Below are 15,335 nucleotides of genomic sequence, written 5' to 3'. Positions count from 1 at the left end.
TAGTGCAAAAAATAGATGAATTAATAAAACAGTTTTTACAAGAGCTTGACTATGAACCTATTTTAAATATGCTTTCAAATGTAAAATCAGGAAAGAAATTACGTTCTAAATTATTATTAGCTATCGCAGATGAGAGTGAGATTGCTTTTAAAATTTGTGCAACTATAGAATTGATACATCTTGCTAGTTTGTTACATGATGATATTATCGATGAGAGTGAATTAAGGCGTGGAGCAAGATCTGTCAATGCTGAATTTGGTACAAAAAATGCTCTTATGTTGGGTGATATTTTGTATTCAAAAGCCTTTTATGAATTGAGCAAAATGGATGCTAGATTTGCAAGTATTATTTCAGATGCTGTTGTAAAGCTTGCTATAGGTGAACTTATGGATGTTGATTTGGGAGAGAAATTTAATATCAATAAAGAAGCTTATTTGAAAATGATTTATAATAAAACAGCTGTTTTGATCGAAGCAAGTGCGAGATGCGGAGCTATTTTGGCTGGGTTATATGAAAAAGATTTTGCAGAATATGGTAAAAATTTAGGACTCGCTTTTCAGATGATTGATGATATTTTAGATATTAAGAGTGATGAAAAAATTCTTGGAAAACCTGCTATGAATGATTTTAAAGAGGGTAAGACTACCTTACCTTATATTTATCTTTATGAAAATTTACAAGAACAAGATAGGATATATTTGCAGACTTTATTTAAAAAAGATTTAAATGAAAATGAAAAAGAGTGGCTAAAAACTAAATTTGAAGAACAAAAAGCTTTGGAAAAAGCTATTTTAGAAGCTAAAACTTATGCAAAAAAGGCTAGCAAAGCGATTGAAAAATATGATAATAACAAGCTTAATGATACTATTAAAGCTATGATAGATAGGGAATTTTAATGTATTATTGTATATCTTTTACTCATAAAAATACAGATATTGCCTTAAGGGAAAAGTTAAGCTTTTCCAATGAAGCTAAAAAAAGTGAGTTTTTAAAAATTATCAGTACTCATAAAAATATTGAAGAATGTTTGGTTATAAGTACTTGCAATCGTGTTGAAATTGTTGCTTTTGTAAAAATGGCCTGTGCGGAGTTTATTGTTAAATCTTTGGCTTTGCTTTGTGATGTGGATAAAGATATTTTACTTGAAAAAGTTGATATTTTTGAAGATAGTGGAGCAATTCACCATCTTTTTTCTGTAGCAAGTTCTTTGGATAGTTTGGTGGTTGGAGAAACTCAGATAGCAGGACAATTAAAAGATGCTTTTACTTTTGCTGTAAAAAATAGCTTTTGTGGAGTACACCTTTCAAGAGCAGTGCATAGTGCTTTTAAATGCGCTGCTAAGGTACGTAATGAAACTCAAATTTCTAAAAATCCTATTTCTGTAGCTAGCGTTGCTGTAGCAAAAGCAAAAGAACTTGCAGATTTAACGCAAAAAAAAGCTGTTGTTATTGGAGCTGGAGAGATGGGAGAACTTGCGGCAAAACATTTAATTGCTGCGGGTGCTAAAGTGATTATTTTAAATCGTGACTTGCAAAAAGCTAAAGATTTGTGTGAGAGACTTGGTGTTTTAAGCGAATATGATAGTTTAGAAAATTTAAAAAAATATTTAAATCAATATGAGTTTTTTTTCTCTGCTACTAATGCACCAAATGCTATTATTATAAATTCTTTAATAGAAGAACTTCCTTACAAAAGGTATTTTTTTGATATTGCAGTTCCAAGGGATATTGATATTAATGAAAATGAAAATATATCTGTTTTTGCTGTAGATGATCTTGAGATTGTAGTTCAAAAAAATTTAGCACTAAGAGAACAAGAAGCTCGCATGGCTTATGGGATAATAGGTCGTGAAACAAGTGAATTTTTTAGGTATTTAAACGATTTGGCTTTGATGCCTATTATCAAAGCTATACGCTTGCAAGCTAAAGAATATGCAGATAAACAACTTGAAATTGCGTTAAAAAAAGGATATTTGAAAAAATCCGATAAAGAAGAGGCTAGAAAGTTGATTCATCAAGTTTTTAAGGCTTTTTTACACACGCCTACTGTAAATTTGAAACATTTACAAGGTAAAATGCAAAGTGATACAGTAATTAATGCTATGCGTTATGTTTTTGATTTACAAAATAATCTTGAAGGTTTAAATCAATATAAATGTGAATTTGATATGGAGAATAATGATGAGATTTACTAAATTTTATGCACCAAGTTTAAAAGAAGCGCCAAAAGATGCGAGTTTGCCTAGTCATATTTTTTTAACACGTGCGGGTTTTGTAGAACAAATTGGTAGCGGACTTTATAATTTCTTGCCTTTAGGAAAAAGAGTTTTGGACAAAATTAAAAATATAGTTAAAGAAGAAATGGATAAGGCTGGAGCACAAGAAGTAAATCTTAGTTTTATTACTCCTGCAAGTTTGTGGCAAGAAAGTGGGCGTTATAATGTTTTTGGAAAAGAACTTTTGCGTTTTAAAGACAGAAAAGAAAATGAATTTGTTTTAGGTCCAACACATGAAGAAGCTATGCTTTCTTTGGTAAAAAACAAAATCACAAGTTATAAACAACTTCCTTTGCATTTATATCAAATCGGACTTAAATTTCGTGATGAAGCGAGGCCTAGATTTGGACTTTTAAGATGTCGTGAATTTTTGATGAAAGATGGATATAGTTTTCATGCTAATGAAGAAGATTTAGGGCGTGAGTTTGAGCTTATGTATAAAACTTATTCTCAAATTTTACAAAGAATGGGACTTGATTTTAGAGCAGTTGAAGCTGATAGTGGGGCTATTGGTGGAAGCGGTTCTAAGGAATTTATGGTTTTGGCAAAAAATGGGGAAGATGATATTTTAATTTGTGAAAATTGTGATTATGCGGCTAATGTTGAAGCTGCAAAAAGAGCTAAAAAAATTTGTCAAGATGAGCGTCCTGAAGCAAATTATGCAAGTAAATTTCACACTCCAAATATTAAAACTATAGATTCTTTAGCGCAATTTTTTAAAATTAATGCTTTTTATACGATTAAAGCAGTGGTAAAAAAAGCTATTTATGAAAATGAAAGCAAATTAGTTGTGTTTTTTATAAGAGGAAGTGATGATTTACAAGAAATCAAGGCTCAAAATGCTTGCAATGCCCTTGAACTAGTCGATGCAAGCGAAGAAGAATTAGAAAAAGCTGGTTTAGTAGCTGGTTTTATAGGTTTTGTGGGATTAAAAGATATAGATTTTTATATAGATTTTGAGCTTGAAAACGAAAAACAAATGATTATGGGTGCGAATGAAAAAGATTATCATTTGATCGGCATTGATGTTGTAAATTTAAACAAAGATCGTTTTAAAGATTTGATTGAAGTTAAAGAAGGGGATTGCTGTGCTAAATGTGGAGCAAAATTAAAACAAAGCAAAGGTATAGAAGTAGGGCATATTTTTAAACTAGGACAAAAATATTCTAAAGCGATGAATACAAATTTTTTAGATGAAAATGGCAAAAGCCAAGCTTTTTATATGGGATGTTACGGCATAGGTGTTTCACGCTTGTTGGCTGTAGCTATTGAAGCAAGTCATGATGAAAAAGGATGTATTTGGAATAAAACTTTAGCTCCTTTTGTGCTTGAAATTATTGTTTCAAATCTCAAAGATGAAAAGGTTTTAGAATTTGCTAATAAGCTTTATGAGGATTTAACTAATCTTGGATTAGAGGTATTGCTTGATGATAGAAATGAGCGTTTTGGGGTTAAAATGAATGATTTTGAACTTATGGGTTTTCCTTATGCGCTAGTTGTTGGCAAAGGATTAGAAAATAATGAAATAGAGTTTATCCAAAGAGAAGGTTTGATAAAAGAACTTATAAAAACTGATGAACTTATGGAAATTCTTAAAAAGAAAGTGTTATGAATTATAAATTAAGCTTAAGTCCTTTATTTGTACTTGAAATTATTGCAAGTGTGCTTTTTATAGTTTTTTTTGGTTTTGGTAATTTTTTATTTTTCATACTTTTGAGTATGATTTTTGGTGCGGTTTTATTGGGAATTTTTTGGAAAAATATGCTTGAATTTCAAATGGGTGGCTTAAAGGATATGTTGACGCAGTTTTCTTTTGTTATCGCAGGGTTTTTACTTGTTTTTCCAGGGATTATTACAAGCGTTTTTGGAATTTTTGTATTTTTCTTTGGTATTGCTTTGAAATTAATAACTAAATCAAAATATCAATACACTAAGCAAGAGTATCAAAATTCTAATGAAGAAATCATTGATGTTGAAATTATAGAGGATGGAAAATGAAGCTTATTATCGCAACAAGAAAAAGTCAATTAGCTCTTTGGCAAAGTGAACATGTAGCCCAAATTTTAAAAAATACACATCAAATTGAAGTGTTTTTAGAAGGTTTTAAAACAAAAGGCGATGTTTTACTGGATTCTCCTTTGGCAAAAATTGGCGGCAAAGGACTTTTTACAAAAGAACTTGAAGAAAGTATGTTAAGAAAAGAAGCACACTTAGCGGTGCATAGTTTAAAAGATGTGCCTAGTTTTTTTCCTCAAGGTTTAGTTTTGGCAGCGGTAAGCAAAAGAGAGCAAAGCAATGATGCTATGCTAAGTCAAAATTATAAAGATTTTCTTTCTTTGCCAAAAGGTGCAAAAATAGGCACTACTAGTCTTAGACGCAAGATGCAGCTTTTGTTATTAAGACCCGATTTAGAAATTGTTTCTTTGCGTGGTAATGTTAATTCTCGTATAGAGAAATTAAAAAATAATGATTTTGATGCGATTATTTTAGCTATGGCGGGAATTAAACGCTTAAATTTAGATAAGCAAGTGAATTTTGTTTATGAATTTAGCAAAGATGAGCTTATTCCTGCAGCTTCTCAAGGAGCTTTAGGTATAGAAAGCATAAATGATGAAAAAATTTTAAAACTTTTAAAATGTTTAAATGATGAAAATGCTTTGATTGAAACAAGCATTGAAAGAGAATTTATTGCTACTTTAGAAGGGGGTTGCCAAGTTCCTATAGGTATTAACGCAGAGCTTTTAGGAGACGAAATTTGTGTGCGTGCAGTACTTGGACTACCCGATGGAAGTGAAATTTTAAAAGATAAAAGAATGATTAAAAAGAATGATTTTAAAGGTTTTGGAGAGAGTTTGGCTAAGGAGTTTATTGCTAAAGGTGCTAAAGAACTTTTAAAAAAAGCTGAGAGTATGATATGAAAGAATTTATTCAAATTTTAAAAGAAAATGATCTTTTAAGGGTAATTGAAGAGCCTGTAGATGTAGATCTTGAAATCGCTCATTTAGCTTATATAGAAGCTAAAAAAGGAGAAAAAGGTAAGGCTTTATTGTTTAAAAATCCTATAGATAAAAAATTAAATAAACAATATAAATTTCCTGTTTTGATGAATACTTTTTGCAATGAAAAGGCTTTAAATTTAGCTTTTGGGCGTGATTATGAAGAGGTGGCTGAAGAAATTTCAAAACTCACCAAGCTTCATATTCCTACGAGTTTTAAAGCAAAAATGGATTTTTTTATGAATTTGTTAAGTTTTAAAAATGTTCCTCCTAAAAGACTGAAAAAAAATAAAGCCTTGTATGATTATGAAATTTTAAACTCACTTGAAGAACTTCCAGTGCTTAAAACTTGGGAAGATGATGCGGGTAAATTTATCACCATGGGGCAAGTTTATACACAAAATTTAGATAAAACTCAAAATAATCTTGGAATGTATCGTTTGCAAATGAGTGATAAAAATGAACTTTTAATGCATTGGCAAATTCATAAAGATGGAGCAAATTTTTATCACGAATACAAAAATGCTGGTTTTAAAAAAATGCCTGTAAGTATAGCCATAGGTGGAGATCCGCTTTATATTTGGTGTTCTCAAGCACCTTTACCTAAGGGAATTTTTGAACTTTTGCTTTATGGTTTTATTAAAAAAACTCCTGTAAAACTTACTCCTTGTGAAAATGGTATTTTTGTGCCTTATGATAGCGATATAGTCATTGAAGGTTATGTGGATTTAGAAGAGTTTAAAATCGAAGGTCCTTTTGGAGATCATACAGGTTTTTATACTCCTGCTGAACTTTTTCCTGTGATGAAAGTAGAAAAAATTTATGCTAAAAAAGATGCGATCTATCAAGCAACGGTTGTAGGGAAACCTCCTTTAGAAGATAAGATCATGGGGCTTGGTACTGAAAGAATTTTTTTACCCTTGCTTCAAACTTCGGTGCCTGATTTACTTGATTATAATATGCCTGAAAATGGAGTCTTTCATAATCTTATCTTAGCAAAAATCGATGCAAAATATCCAGCTCATGCACAACAAATCATGCACGCATTTTGGGGAGTAGGACAAATGAGTTTTGTAAAACATGCAATTTTTGTGGATAAAAACGCACCTTCTTTGAAGAATTATGATGCTTTAATCTCGTATATTTTAAATCGTTTTGATACGAAAAAAATTTTAATTTCAGAAGGAATTTGTGATCAATTAGATCATGCTTCGCCTAATTCTTGTTTTGGGGGTAAAGCAGGACTTGATGCTTGTGAAGAAACACAAGTAGAAGAGCTTGAAATTTTAGAAGATGAAAAATTATTAGAACTTTTTAAAACTAGGGTAGAGCTTTTAAATTTAAAGCAATTTTATAAAGAAAGCAAAAGTCCTATAGTTTGCATTTTACTTGATAAAAAAGAAAAAATCGAACAAAGTTTTAATAAGCTTTTGGAATTTAAAAAGCATTTTAGGATTTTAGTATTTTTAGATACTGAAAATAAGCTTGAAAATCCTTATATGCTTGTATGGCGTGTGGTAAATAACATAGATGCTAAAAGAGATATTTTTATCAAAGAAAAAAGACTTGGGGTGGATGCAAGTGCTAAGGGTGAGGCTGAGGGTTATTTAAAAACTTGGCCTAAGCAAACAGATTGCACTAAAAGCGTGATAGAAGATTTAATCTTGCGTAATATTTTAGAAAATAATCCAGATCTTTTTAATAAATTTGAAATTTTTTAAGATAGTTGAGATTTTTTTTAAAATTTTGGCACAGTTTTTGCTTATTGTTTTTTTATATTGAAAAATAAATTTTTCTTTACTAGGTGTTCATAAATTTATAAATTTGTCGATATAAGCTTTTAACTAGCAATAGGAAATTTTAAAAAGGATTTTAAAATGGAAATATCGAAGGCAAATGGACAAATGGATACAGCTTTGGCAAACATTAGCCAAAGAACAAGTGAGACACAGGCTAGTTCAAACATTCAAACCGATAGAAGTCAAAGCCAAGGAGGCGATGATGGGCAACAACAAGGTGTGAATGAAAAGTTAGCTGATATTACAAAAAAGCTAAATGAACAAATGGATTCTTTAGATACTAATGTTCGTTTTGGTTATAGCGATAAAATTAATTCTATGTATATTAGCGTGACTGAAAAAAGTACTGGAAGGGAAATTCGTCAAATTCCTAGCGAAGAAGCTATGAGATTGGCTGAATATTTTAGAGATGTGATAGGAATGATATTTGATAAGGAGAGTTAAAAATGGCATTTGGTAGTTTATCTAGTTTAGGATTTGGTTCTGGAGTTTTAACTCAAGATACTTTAGATAAGTTGAAAGAAGCTGAACAAAAAGCTCGCATTGATCCTTATACTAAAAAAATCGAAGAAAATACAACAAAACAAAAAGATTTAACTGAGCTTAAAACTAAGCTTTCCACTTTTCAAGCGGCTGTATCGTCTTTAGGAGACTCTACGGCTTTTGCAAAAAGAAAAGTTATAGCAAGTATTACCGATAATCCTCCTGCAAGCCTTAGCGTAACTTCAGGCGTTGCTTTGCAAAGTATGAATATCAATGTAACTCAACTTGCCCAAAAAGATGTTTATCAAAGTAAGGGTTTGGTAAATGATACAGGAATTATCAATGCAAGTTTAAAAGAACCTACAAATTTAACTTTTTTTTCTAATGGAAAAGAATATAGCGTTACTATAGATAAAAATACAACCTATAGTGATTTAGTTGATAAGATTAATACTGCTACAGGCGGAGAGATTGTTGCTAAGATGGTAAATACAGGAGAAAAAGACGCACCTTATCGCTTAACCTTAACGAGCAAGGAAACAGGTGAAGATAGTGCTATAAGCTTTTATCCGGGTGCAAAAGATTCTAATGGTAAATACGAGGTTGATGAAAATGCTAAAAGTGTTTTTGAAAGTCTTGGTTGGAAACTCGATGAAGATGCTTTAAAAGATTTTGACCCTTCTAAAAGTAAAAAAGGCGTTGGTATTATCGATAGTGAAGATGATCCTTTGCATATACAAAAAGCCCAAGATGCTAAATTTACTATGGATGGTATTAAGATGACAAGATCGAGCAATACTATAACTGATCTTGGAGTAGGGATTACTTTAACCTTAAACAAAACAGGTGAAATCAATTTTGATGTTCAGCAAGATAGTGAGTCTGTTACTAAAGCTATGCAAGATATGGTTGATGCCTATAATGACTTAGTGTTAAATCTTAATGCTGCTACAGACTATAACAGCGAAACAGGAACTAAGGGTTCATTACAAGGTGTGACAGAGGTAAATTCTATACGATCTAGTATCATTTCTGTGCTTTTTAAAACCCAATCGGTTGATGGTACTGTAGAAGATGATAATGGTAATAAGGTAAATACTAAAGTAATGCTTTCTTTGCAAGATTATGGTCTAAGTATGACTGACTCAGGGACTTTAAATTTTGACTCTTCTACTTTTGAAAGCAAGATGAAGGAAAATCCTGATTTAACTGAAAGCTTTTTTTCAGGCATTACTCAATACAAGGATATAAACTATACTGGTGATTTGATTAAAGAAAATAGTCTTAGCAAATATGTGGGCGAAGGTGATGATAAAGGTATAAGTTTTTCTTCAGGTAAGTTTCAAATTGTTACGAATTTTGAAACTTATGATTTATCTAAAAATGCTGATGGAACTGATTTTAAATTAACAGGAAAAACAGAACAAGAAATGCTTCAAAATTTGGCTAATCATATCAATAGTAAAGGTATTGAAGGTTTAACAGTTAAAGTTGAATCTTATGATAAAGATGGAGAAAAAGGATATAAGCTTAATTTTAAAACCGATGGAAGTTCTGATTTTGCCATAAAAGGAGATAGTGAATTTCTTAAACAATTTGGCTTAAGCCAAACGAGCATTGCCGCTGAGGCAGTTGAAGGTGTGGGTGTTTTTGCTCAGCTTAAAACAACTTTACAAGGCATAACTGGCACAAATGGCTCTTTAACAAAATACGATGAGAGTTTAACAAATGATACTAAGTCTTTAACTCAAACCAAAGAATCAACTCAAACTTTGATTGATACAAGATATGAAACTATGGCAAATCAATGGTTGCAATATGAGAGCATCTTAAATAAACTTAATCAGCAATTAACAACTGTAACTAATATGATTAACGCAGCGAATAATTCTAATAATTAAGGATAAAAAAGATGCAAAATAGTTTAGCTTATAATGCTTATTCTCAAAATCAAGCGGGGATAGAATCTCCGCAAAAACTTATTGAAATGCTTTATGAGGGGATTTTGCGTTTTTGTGCAAGAGCTAAAGTAGCTATAAGAAATGAAGATATAGAGCAAAGAGTGTATTTTGTAAAAAGGACAACGGCTATTTTTATAGAACTTATTAATACTTTAGATTATGAAAAAGGTGGAGATGTAGCGCATTATTTAAGTGGGCTTTATACAAGAGAAATTCAACTTTTATCTTTGGCAAATTTAGAAAATAACGAAGAAAGAATTAATGAAGTTATAAATGTAACCAAAGGTTTACTAGAGGCTTGGAGAGAAGTGCATAGTAATGAAACAATGGCTCAATGATTTTAAACTCGCATTAATTCAAGAAGATGTTAACAAACTTAAAAATTTACTTGATGAACTTGATATGAAAGCTTTTGTTAAAAATTTAGCCAAAAAATCGCCTTCAGAAGATTTTTTAAAAGAAAATGCAAATGATGTATTTTATCAAATTCAAGCTCTTTTACAAGAAGCTGTTGTACTAATTGAGCAAAAGAAAAAAACAAAGGCTGTTGAAATTCAAAAATTTCAAAAAGCGTTGACATATTTTAAATCTTAAAAAGCATAGCGATAAGCCGAGTTCTGTCTTGAATGCTCATTTATCTAGTTTTGTTTTTGCAAACAAAATCAAGCGAAGGGTTAAAACAAAGACGCTAACCATCCCTTCTTGCTGCACATTGGGTTTACATAGCCGAAATTGTTGCCAAAATCGCTGGTGGGCTTTTACCCCGCCGTTTCACCTTTTCCACTTGTGTGGTAGTTTTCTTTCTGTTGCACTATCCCTTAGGTTACCCTAGCCATCTGTTAGATGGAATGCTTGTCTTTAGCAGCTCGGACTTTCCTCTTCTAAAAAGAAGCGAGCATTTACTATGCTTTAAATTTGGATTTTAACGTAATTTTACTTATTTTTTTATCAAATAAAATAATTTTATTGTGATATCAATCAAAATTTGATAAAATTATTTTTTATTTTTTAACAAAGGAAATTTATGGCATCTTATTCAATGGGTGATTTAAAAAAGGGACTTAAAATAGAAATTGATGGAATTCCTTTTAAAATAGTTGAGTATCAGCATGTAAAACCAGGTAAAGGCCCTGCTTTTGTGCGTATTAAAATCAAATCTTTTATTGATGGTAAAGTGCTTGAAAAAACTTTCCATGCAGGCGATAAATGCGAAGCTCCAAATCTAGAAGATAAAACCATGCAGTATCTTTATGATGATGGTGAAAATTGCCAGTTTATGGATACACAAACGTATGATCAAGTAGCTATAAGTGATGATGATGTGGGTGAGGCAAAAAAATGGATGCTTGATGGTATGATGGTAGATGTGCTTTTCCACAATGGTAAAGCTATCGGCGTAGAAGTTCCACAAGTTGTTGAACTCAAAATCATCGAAACGGCTCCAAATTTCAAAGGTGATACTCAAGGATCAAATAAAAAACCAGCTACATTAGAAACAGGTGCGGTAGTGCAAATTCCTTTTCATGTGTTAGAAGGTGAAGTTATACGTGTTGATACTGTGCGTGGTGAGTATATAGAAAGAGCGAACAAATAATACAAAAAAAGCTTTTGGACTATTCCAAGGCTTTTTTAAATTTATATAAAATTTATTTTGTTACTTAATTTCTCATTCCATTCTTAAAAATATTTTTTTAAACTTTTCTTCAATTTAAAATTTCTATAATATTTCTAATTTATATTGTGGAGATGGTTGATGGAATGGTTACTTCTTGCTTCTATACCTTTGATTGTTTTAGGTTTTGCTTTAAAGATTAATCCTTTTTTAGTGGTAACTTCAGTTGGAATTTATGCTGGAATTGTTTCAGGTTTTGATTTTGTTAAGGTTGTTAGTGATATAGGAAAATCTTTTGTAGATAATCGCTATGTTGCTATAATTTGGCTTATTTTACCTTTGCTTGCTGTTTTGGAACGCAAAGGCTTAAGAGAGCAGGCTAAAAATTTAATATCCAAAATAAAAGTTGCCAGTACGGGACGAATTTTAATGTGTTATTTTATTTTTAGACAAGTTACTGCAGCTTTAGGGCTTTTATCTTTAGGTGGACATGCGCAGATGATAAGACCTTTAATAGCCCCTATGGCAGAAGCTGCAGCTAAGCTTAAATTTAAAAACTTAACACATAAAGATAGTCAAAAAATCAAAGCTTTTTCTGCAGGAACGGATAATGTTGCTGTATTTTTTGGAGAGGATATTTTTATAGCCGTGCATTCTATTTTATTTATTAAAGCTTTTTATGAGAGCAATGGTATTATTGTTGAGCCATTGCATTTATCAGTTTGGGCTATACCAACTGGAATTTTGGCTTTAATTATCCATTGTTCTAGACTTTATTTATTTGATAAAAGATTAGAAAAAACTTATAAAGGGTTGAGTGATGATAAGTCTTGATTTGCTTTATTATATTGTAGGAATTTTATTTTTAATTTTTGGAATTTTAAGTTTTTCTAATCAAGCTAAAGATATAAAATCAAGAATAAGCGGCGGGGTATTTTGGATAAGTTATAGTTTTACTTTTTTACTAGCAGGAGTTTTGCCTCATTTTGTGATGGGTTGTATAGTGATTTTACTAGCACTTATAGCAGGGTTTAATTTATTAAAACCAGCAAAGATTGAAGTTAGCAAAGAAGAAAAAGAATACGAGATAAAACATGCAAATATTTATAAAAATAAACTTTTTATTCCTGCTTTAATGGTTCCTTTGATTACACTTATTGGGACTTTTTTATTTCCTTGTTTGAGTTTTTTTGAAAATAAAAATGCTACATTGATGGCTTTGATTATAGGTATAATTATTTCTTCAGTTGTTGCTTGTTTTATGTTTAAGGCTTCTCCTAAAAGAGCCGTTAAAGATGCAGCGCATACTATGGATCACATTAGTTGGGCGGCACTTTTACCGCAAATTTTGGCTACACTTGGAGTAGTTTTTGTTTCTACAGGAATGGGTGATCAAGTATCTAAACTTTTATCTAGTTATATTAGTTTAGATAATGCTTTTATTGCGGTAGCTGTGTATTGTATCGCTATGGCGTTTTTTACTATAGTAATGGGCAATGCTTTTGCAGCTTTTCCTGTGATTACTGCTGCCATTGCTTTGCCGGTTTTAATCATACAAATGCATGCAAATCCTGCTATTATAGGTGCGATTGGAATGCTTAGTGGATTTTGCGGAACTTTAATGACGCCTATGGCTGCAAATTTTAATATAATTCCTGCAGCACTTTTAAATTTAGATGATAAAAATGGCGTAATTAAAGCCCAGTTTATGTCAGGACTTGTTTTGCTTGTAGCTAATATCTTTTTAATGTATTTTTTAGCTTTTAGATTTTAAGGAGAAACAATGGAAAAATTTATAAAACAATTTAGCTTTATTGCGCTAGAAAATATTTTTAGAGAATTACCAAATAAAATTACACATTCTTTTAATGATATCAATGATATTAAACCACCAAAACTTATGTATCCTATATTTTATGGTTCTTATGATTGGCATTCTAGTGTGCATTCTCACTGGCTTTTGGTGAAAATTTTAAAAGATTTTTCTCATTTTGCTCCAAAGGATGAAATCATCAAAGCCCTAGATTCTCAATTTGCCAAAGAAAAAGCAGAAGGAGAGCTTAAGTATCTTCAAAACCCTGCGCACAAAGGTTTTGAAAGACCTTATGGATGGGGATGGTTTTTAAAACTGGCTTTGGAGATAAATTTACTTGCTAAGGAAAATGACAAAGCTGAAATTTGGGCTAAAAATTTAGAAGGTATAGCTGATTTTTTTGTTAAAGAATTTAAGGAGTTTTTGCCTAAGATGGATTATCCTATACGAGTTGGAACTCATTTTAATAGCTCTTTTGCTTTGTATTTTGCTTTAGAATATGCAAGATTTAAAAAAGATCAAGAATTGGAGTATTGCATCATCCAAAGTGCTAAAAAGTGGTTTTTAAATGATAAAAATATGCAAGCTTTAGAGCCTTGTGGAGATGAGTTTTTATCTCCTGTTTTGATGGAAGCGGTGCTTTTAAGTGCTGTTTTACCTAAAAATGATTTTGTAAAATTTTTTAAAGCATATTTGCCAAATTTAGAAACAAAAGAACCTGCAACTTTATTTACCCCTGTGAGTGTGAGTGATAGGAGCGATGGTAAAATAGCACATTTAGATGGGCTAAATTTAAGTCGTGCTTGGTGTTTTAAAATACTTTCAAATTTTTGCGATGAAAATTTAAAAATTCTTTTAAGAAACAATGCTACAGAGCATTTTGATAAAGCCATAGCTCATATAGAAGATGATTATCTTGGGTCGCATTGGCTAGGAAGCTTTGCTTTGCTTGCTATGGATGTGGATATTTTATAAAAAATTTTATAAGATGAGTAAATTTGTTACTAAATAGATATTTTTTAAATTTATATTTTGTTTTTATGCTTTGAAAAATATATTTTTTGATATTATAAACCCAATAATATTTCAAAGGATGACAATGGTTTTTTTAATCATCTCTAGTATTATAGTGGCTATTATTTTGGGCTATATTACTAGACATAATGTTGGAATTTTTGCTATGATTTTTGCTTATATTATAGGAGCCTTTTTTATGGATTTAGCTCCTAAAAAAATCATAGCTTTTTGGCCTATTTCTATATTTTTTGTTATTTTTGCTGTTTCATTGTTTTATAATTTTGCAACCGTAAATGGAACTCTTGAAAAATTAGCTGGACATTTGATGTATCGTTTTGCTAATCATCCTTATTTACTTCCTTTTGTTATTTTTGTGGTTAGTGCTATTATAGCTGCTTTAGGAGCGGGTTTTTATACGGTTTTGGCTTTTATGGCACCCCTTACTTTTTTACTTTGCGATAAAATCGGTTTAAGTAAAATTGCCGGAGCTATGGCCATAAACTATGGTGCTTTGGGAGGAGCAAATTTTATGACTTCTCAAAGTGGGATTATTTTTCGTGGATTGATGGAAAATTCAGGCATTGAAGCAAATGAAGCTTTTGTAAATTCTAGTATTATTTTTGCTTTTACTATAATTTTGCCTATTGTGGTATTATCTTTTTTTGTGTTTAATGCTTTTAAAAATAAGATGCAAATCAGTGTTATTTCAAAACCTGATTCATTTGATTATAAACAAAAAACTACTTTAATTCTCATGTTTATGATGATTGTTGTTGTTTTAATCTTTCCTGTGCTAAATATTATTTTTCCACATAATGAGACAATTAGTTATTTTAATAAAAAAATAGATATAGCCATGATAGCCATGATTTTTGTTGCCATTGCTTTATTTTTAAAATTGGCCGATGAGAAACAAGTTGTTGCTTTAATTCCTTGGGGAACCTTGATAATGATTTGTGGAGTAGGGATGTTAATTAGCATAGCGGTTGAAGCAGGGGCTATAAAATTATTTTCAGATCTTGTAGAAAATGAGATCAATGTGATTTTTATTCCGTTAATAATGTGTGCTATTGCAGCTTTTATGTCGCTTTTTTCAAGTACTTTGGGTGTGGTTACTCCAGCTCTTTTTCCTATAGTTCCAAGTATTGCTGCAAGCAGTGGGTTAAGCGAGGTATTGCTTTTTTCTTGTATTGTTGTAGGGGCTCAAGCTTCTGCTATTTCTCCTTTTTCTTCTGGAGGAAGTTTAATTTTAGGATCTTGTCCTGATAAATATAAGGAAAAATTATTTAAAGATTTGCTTATTAAAGCTGTGCCTATAGGATTTATGGCGGCGATTTTAGCCACTATTATAATGAGTTTTATTTTATAAGGATAATTTA

General features: G+C 31.0%; 15 protein-coding genes and 1 other RNA gene. 15 read left to right on the top strand and 1 reads right to left on the bottom strand.

Annotation, left to right across the window (positions count from 1 at the left end; genetic code table 11):
• Positions 1–2: 2 nt before the first annotated feature.
• From FBE93_RS07055 to FBE93_RS07010, 10 genes are all read left to right on the top strand, one after another.
• Entirely contained in the window at positions 3–896 is an 894-nt protein-coding gene (locus FBE93_RS07055) for a hexaprenyl-diphosphate synthase (protein WP_002933443.1), read from the top strand.
• Complete coding sequence (hemA, locus tag FBE93_RS07050) at positions 896–2,194, top strand: glutamyl-tRNA reductase (RefSeq protein ID WP_002933444.1); 1,299 nt, start codon at positions 896–898, stop codon at positions 2,192–2,194. The genes FBE93_RS07055 and hemA overlap by 1 nt, the downstream gene beginning before the upstream one ends.
• On the top strand, positions 2,178–3,887 hold the full coding sequence (locus tag FBE93_RS07045; protein WP_072225840.1) for a proline--tRNA ligase: 1,710 nt from the start codon (positions 2,178–2,180) through the stop codon (positions 3,885–3,887). The genes hemA and FBE93_RS07045 overlap by 17 nt, the downstream gene beginning before the upstream one ends.
• Positions 3,884–4,273: an FxsA family membrane protein gene (fxsA, locus tag FBE93_RS07040; RefSeq protein WP_002933450.1), complete on the top strand. Its 390-nt coding sequence runs from the start codon at positions 3,884–3,886 to the stop codon at positions 4,271–4,273. Before FBE93_RS07045 ends, fxsA begins: the two co-directional genes overlap by 4 nt.
• Positions 4,270–5,193, top strand: coding sequence for a hydroxymethylbilane synthase (hemC, locus tag FBE93_RS07035; RefSeq protein WP_002933453.1), 924 nt, complete (start codon positions 4,270–4,272; stop codon positions 5,191–5,193). Before fxsA ends, hemC begins: the two co-directional genes overlap by 4 nt.
• Positions 5,190–6,992, top strand: coding sequence for a menaquinone biosynthesis decarboxylase (locus FBE93_RS07030; RefSeq protein ID WP_165434315.1), 1,803 nt, complete (start codon positions 5,190–5,192; stop codon positions 6,990–6,992). Before hemC ends, FBE93_RS07030 begins: the two co-directional genes overlap by 4 nt.
• 156 nt (positions 6,993–7,148) lie before the next feature.
• Positions 7,149–7,514 carry a FlaG family protein gene (locus FBE93_RS07025; RefSeq protein WP_002933458.1) on the top strand — a complete coding sequence of 122 codons (366 nt, stop codon included), beginning with the start codon at positions 7,149–7,151 and terminating at the stop codon, positions 7,512–7,514.
• Between the two features lie 2 nt (positions 7,515–7,516).
• Entirely contained in the window at positions 7,517–9,454 is a 1,938-nt protein-coding gene (gene fliD, locus FBE93_RS07020) for a flagellar filament capping protein FliD (protein ID WP_002933462.1), read from the top strand.
• Positions 9,455–9,465: 11 nt separating this feature from the next.
• Positions 9,466–9,852, top strand: a complete 387-nt coding sequence (gene fliS / locus FBE93_RS07015) for a flagellar export chaperone FliS (protein ID WP_002933464.1) — start codon at positions 9,466–9,468, stop codon at positions 9,850–9,852.
• The gene (locus tag FBE93_RS07010; RefSeq protein ID WP_002933471.1) at positions 9,833–10,108 is read left to right on the top strand and encodes a hypothetical protein; all 276 of its coding nucleotides are present in this window, start codon (positions 9,833–9,835) and stop codon (positions 10,106–10,108) included. Before fliS ends, FBE93_RS07010 begins: the two co-directional genes overlap by 20 nt.
• Here the strand turns inward: FBE93_RS07010 and rnpB are convergent.
• An RNA gene (gene rnpB, locus FBE93_RS07005) (RNase P RNA component class A) lies at positions 10,105–10,425 on the bottom strand. The genes FBE93_RS07010 and rnpB overlap by 4 nt on opposite strands.
• A 113-nt stretch (positions 10,426–10,538) precedes the next feature.
• Here rnpB and efp point away from each other — a divergent pair.
• The 5 genes from efp to FBE93_RS06980 all read left to right on the top strand — a co-directional run bounded on the left by efp (position 10,539) and on the right by FBE93_RS06980 (position 15,325).
• Positions 10,539–11,108, top strand: a complete 570-nt coding sequence (efp, locus tag FBE93_RS07000; RefSeq protein WP_165434314.1) for an elongation factor P — start codon at positions 10,539–10,541, stop codon at positions 11,106–11,108.
• Positions 11,109–11,267: 159 nt separating this feature from the next.
• Complete coding sequence (locus FBE93_RS06995) at positions 11,268–11,960, top strand: DUF969 domain-containing protein (RefSeq protein WP_002933474.1); 693 nt, start codon at positions 11,268–11,270, stop codon at positions 11,958–11,960.
• Entirely contained in the window at positions 11,947–12,900 is a 954-nt protein-coding gene (locus FBE93_RS06990) for a DUF979 domain-containing protein (RefSeq protein WP_002933476.1), read from the top strand. The genes FBE93_RS06995 and FBE93_RS06990 overlap by 14 nt, the downstream gene beginning before the upstream one ends.
• Before the next feature lie 9 nt (positions 12,901–12,909).
• Complete coding sequence (locus FBE93_RS06985) at positions 12,910–13,914, top strand: DUF2891 domain-containing protein (protein ID WP_002933478.1); 1,005 nt, start codon at positions 12,910–12,912, stop codon at positions 13,912–13,914.
• Positions 13,915–14,032: 118 nt separating this feature from the next.
• Positions 14,033–15,325, top strand: a complete 1,293-nt coding sequence (locus tag FBE93_RS06980; RefSeq protein ID WP_165434313.1) for an SLC13 family permease — start codon at positions 14,033–14,035, stop codon at positions 15,323–15,325.
• Positions 15,326–15,335: the final 10 nt, after the last annotated feature.

It is taken from the genome of Campylobacter sp. CFSAN093229 (genome assembly GCF_011068225.1).
GTDB lineage: Bacteria > Campylobacterota > Campylobacteria > Campylobacterales > Campylobacteraceae > Campylobacter_D > Campylobacter_D jejuni.
Note: the sequence above shows the minus strand (reverse complement) of the source record. Positions and strands in the feature narration are given on the sequence as shown.

What these genes read in the sequence shown, in the direction of transcription:
- fliS (WP_002933464.1), top strand. Translation starts at nt 9,466, where the DNA reads ATGCAAAATAGTTTAGCTTATAATGCTTATTCTCAAAATCAAGCGGGG.
- FBE93_RS06985 (WP_002933478.1), top strand. Translation starts at nt 12,910, where the DNA reads ATGGAAAAATTTATAAAACAATTTAGCTTTATTGCGCTAGAAAATATT.
- FBE93_RS07045 (WP_072225840.1), top strand. Translation starts at nt 2,178, where the DNA reads ATGATGAGATTTACTAAATTTTATGCACCAAGTTTAAAAGAAGCGCCA.
- FBE93_RS06990 (WP_002933476.1), top strand. Translation starts at nt 11,947, where the DNA reads ATGATAAGTCTTGATTTGCTTTATTATATTGTAGGAATTTTATTTTTA.
- FBE93_RS07010 (WP_002933471.1), top strand. Translation starts at nt 9,833, where the DNA reads ATGAAACAATGGCTCAATGATTTTAAACTCGCATTAATTCAAGAAGAT.
- FBE93_RS06980 (WP_165434313.1), top strand. Translation starts at nt 14,033, where the DNA reads ATGACAATGGTTTTTTTAATCATCTCTAGTATTATAGTGGCTATTATT.
- FBE93_RS06995 (WP_002933474.1), top strand. Translation starts at nt 11,268, where the DNA reads ATGGAATGGTTACTTCTTGCTTCTATACCTTTGATTGTTTTAGGTTTT.
- fliD (WP_002933462.1), top strand. Translation starts at nt 7,517, where the DNA reads ATGGCATTTGGTAGTTTATCTAGTTTAGGATTTGGTTCTGGAGTTTTA.
- FBE93_RS07025 (WP_002933458.1), top strand. Translation starts at nt 7,149, where the DNA reads ATGGAAATATCGAAGGCAAATGGACAAATGGATACAGCTTTGGCAAAC.
- efp (WP_165434314.1), top strand. Translation starts at nt 10,539, where the DNA reads ATGGCATCTTATTCAATGGGTGATTTAAAAAAGGGACTTAAAATAGAA.
- fxsA (WP_002933450.1), top strand. Translation starts at nt 3,884, where the DNA reads ATGAATTATAAATTAAGCTTAAGTCCTTTATTTGTACTTGAAATTATT.
- FBE93_RS07030 (WP_165434315.1), top strand. Translation starts at nt 5,190, where the DNA reads ATGAAAGAATTTATTCAAATTTTAAAAGAAAATGATCTTTTAAGGGTA.
- hemA (WP_002933444.1), top strand. Translation starts at nt 896, where the DNA reads ATGTATTATTGTATATCTTTTACTCATAAAAATACAGATATTGCCTTA.
- hemC (WP_002933453.1), top strand. Translation starts at nt 4,270, where the DNA reads ATGAAGCTTATTATCGCAACAAGAAAAAGTCAATTAGCTCTTTGGCAA.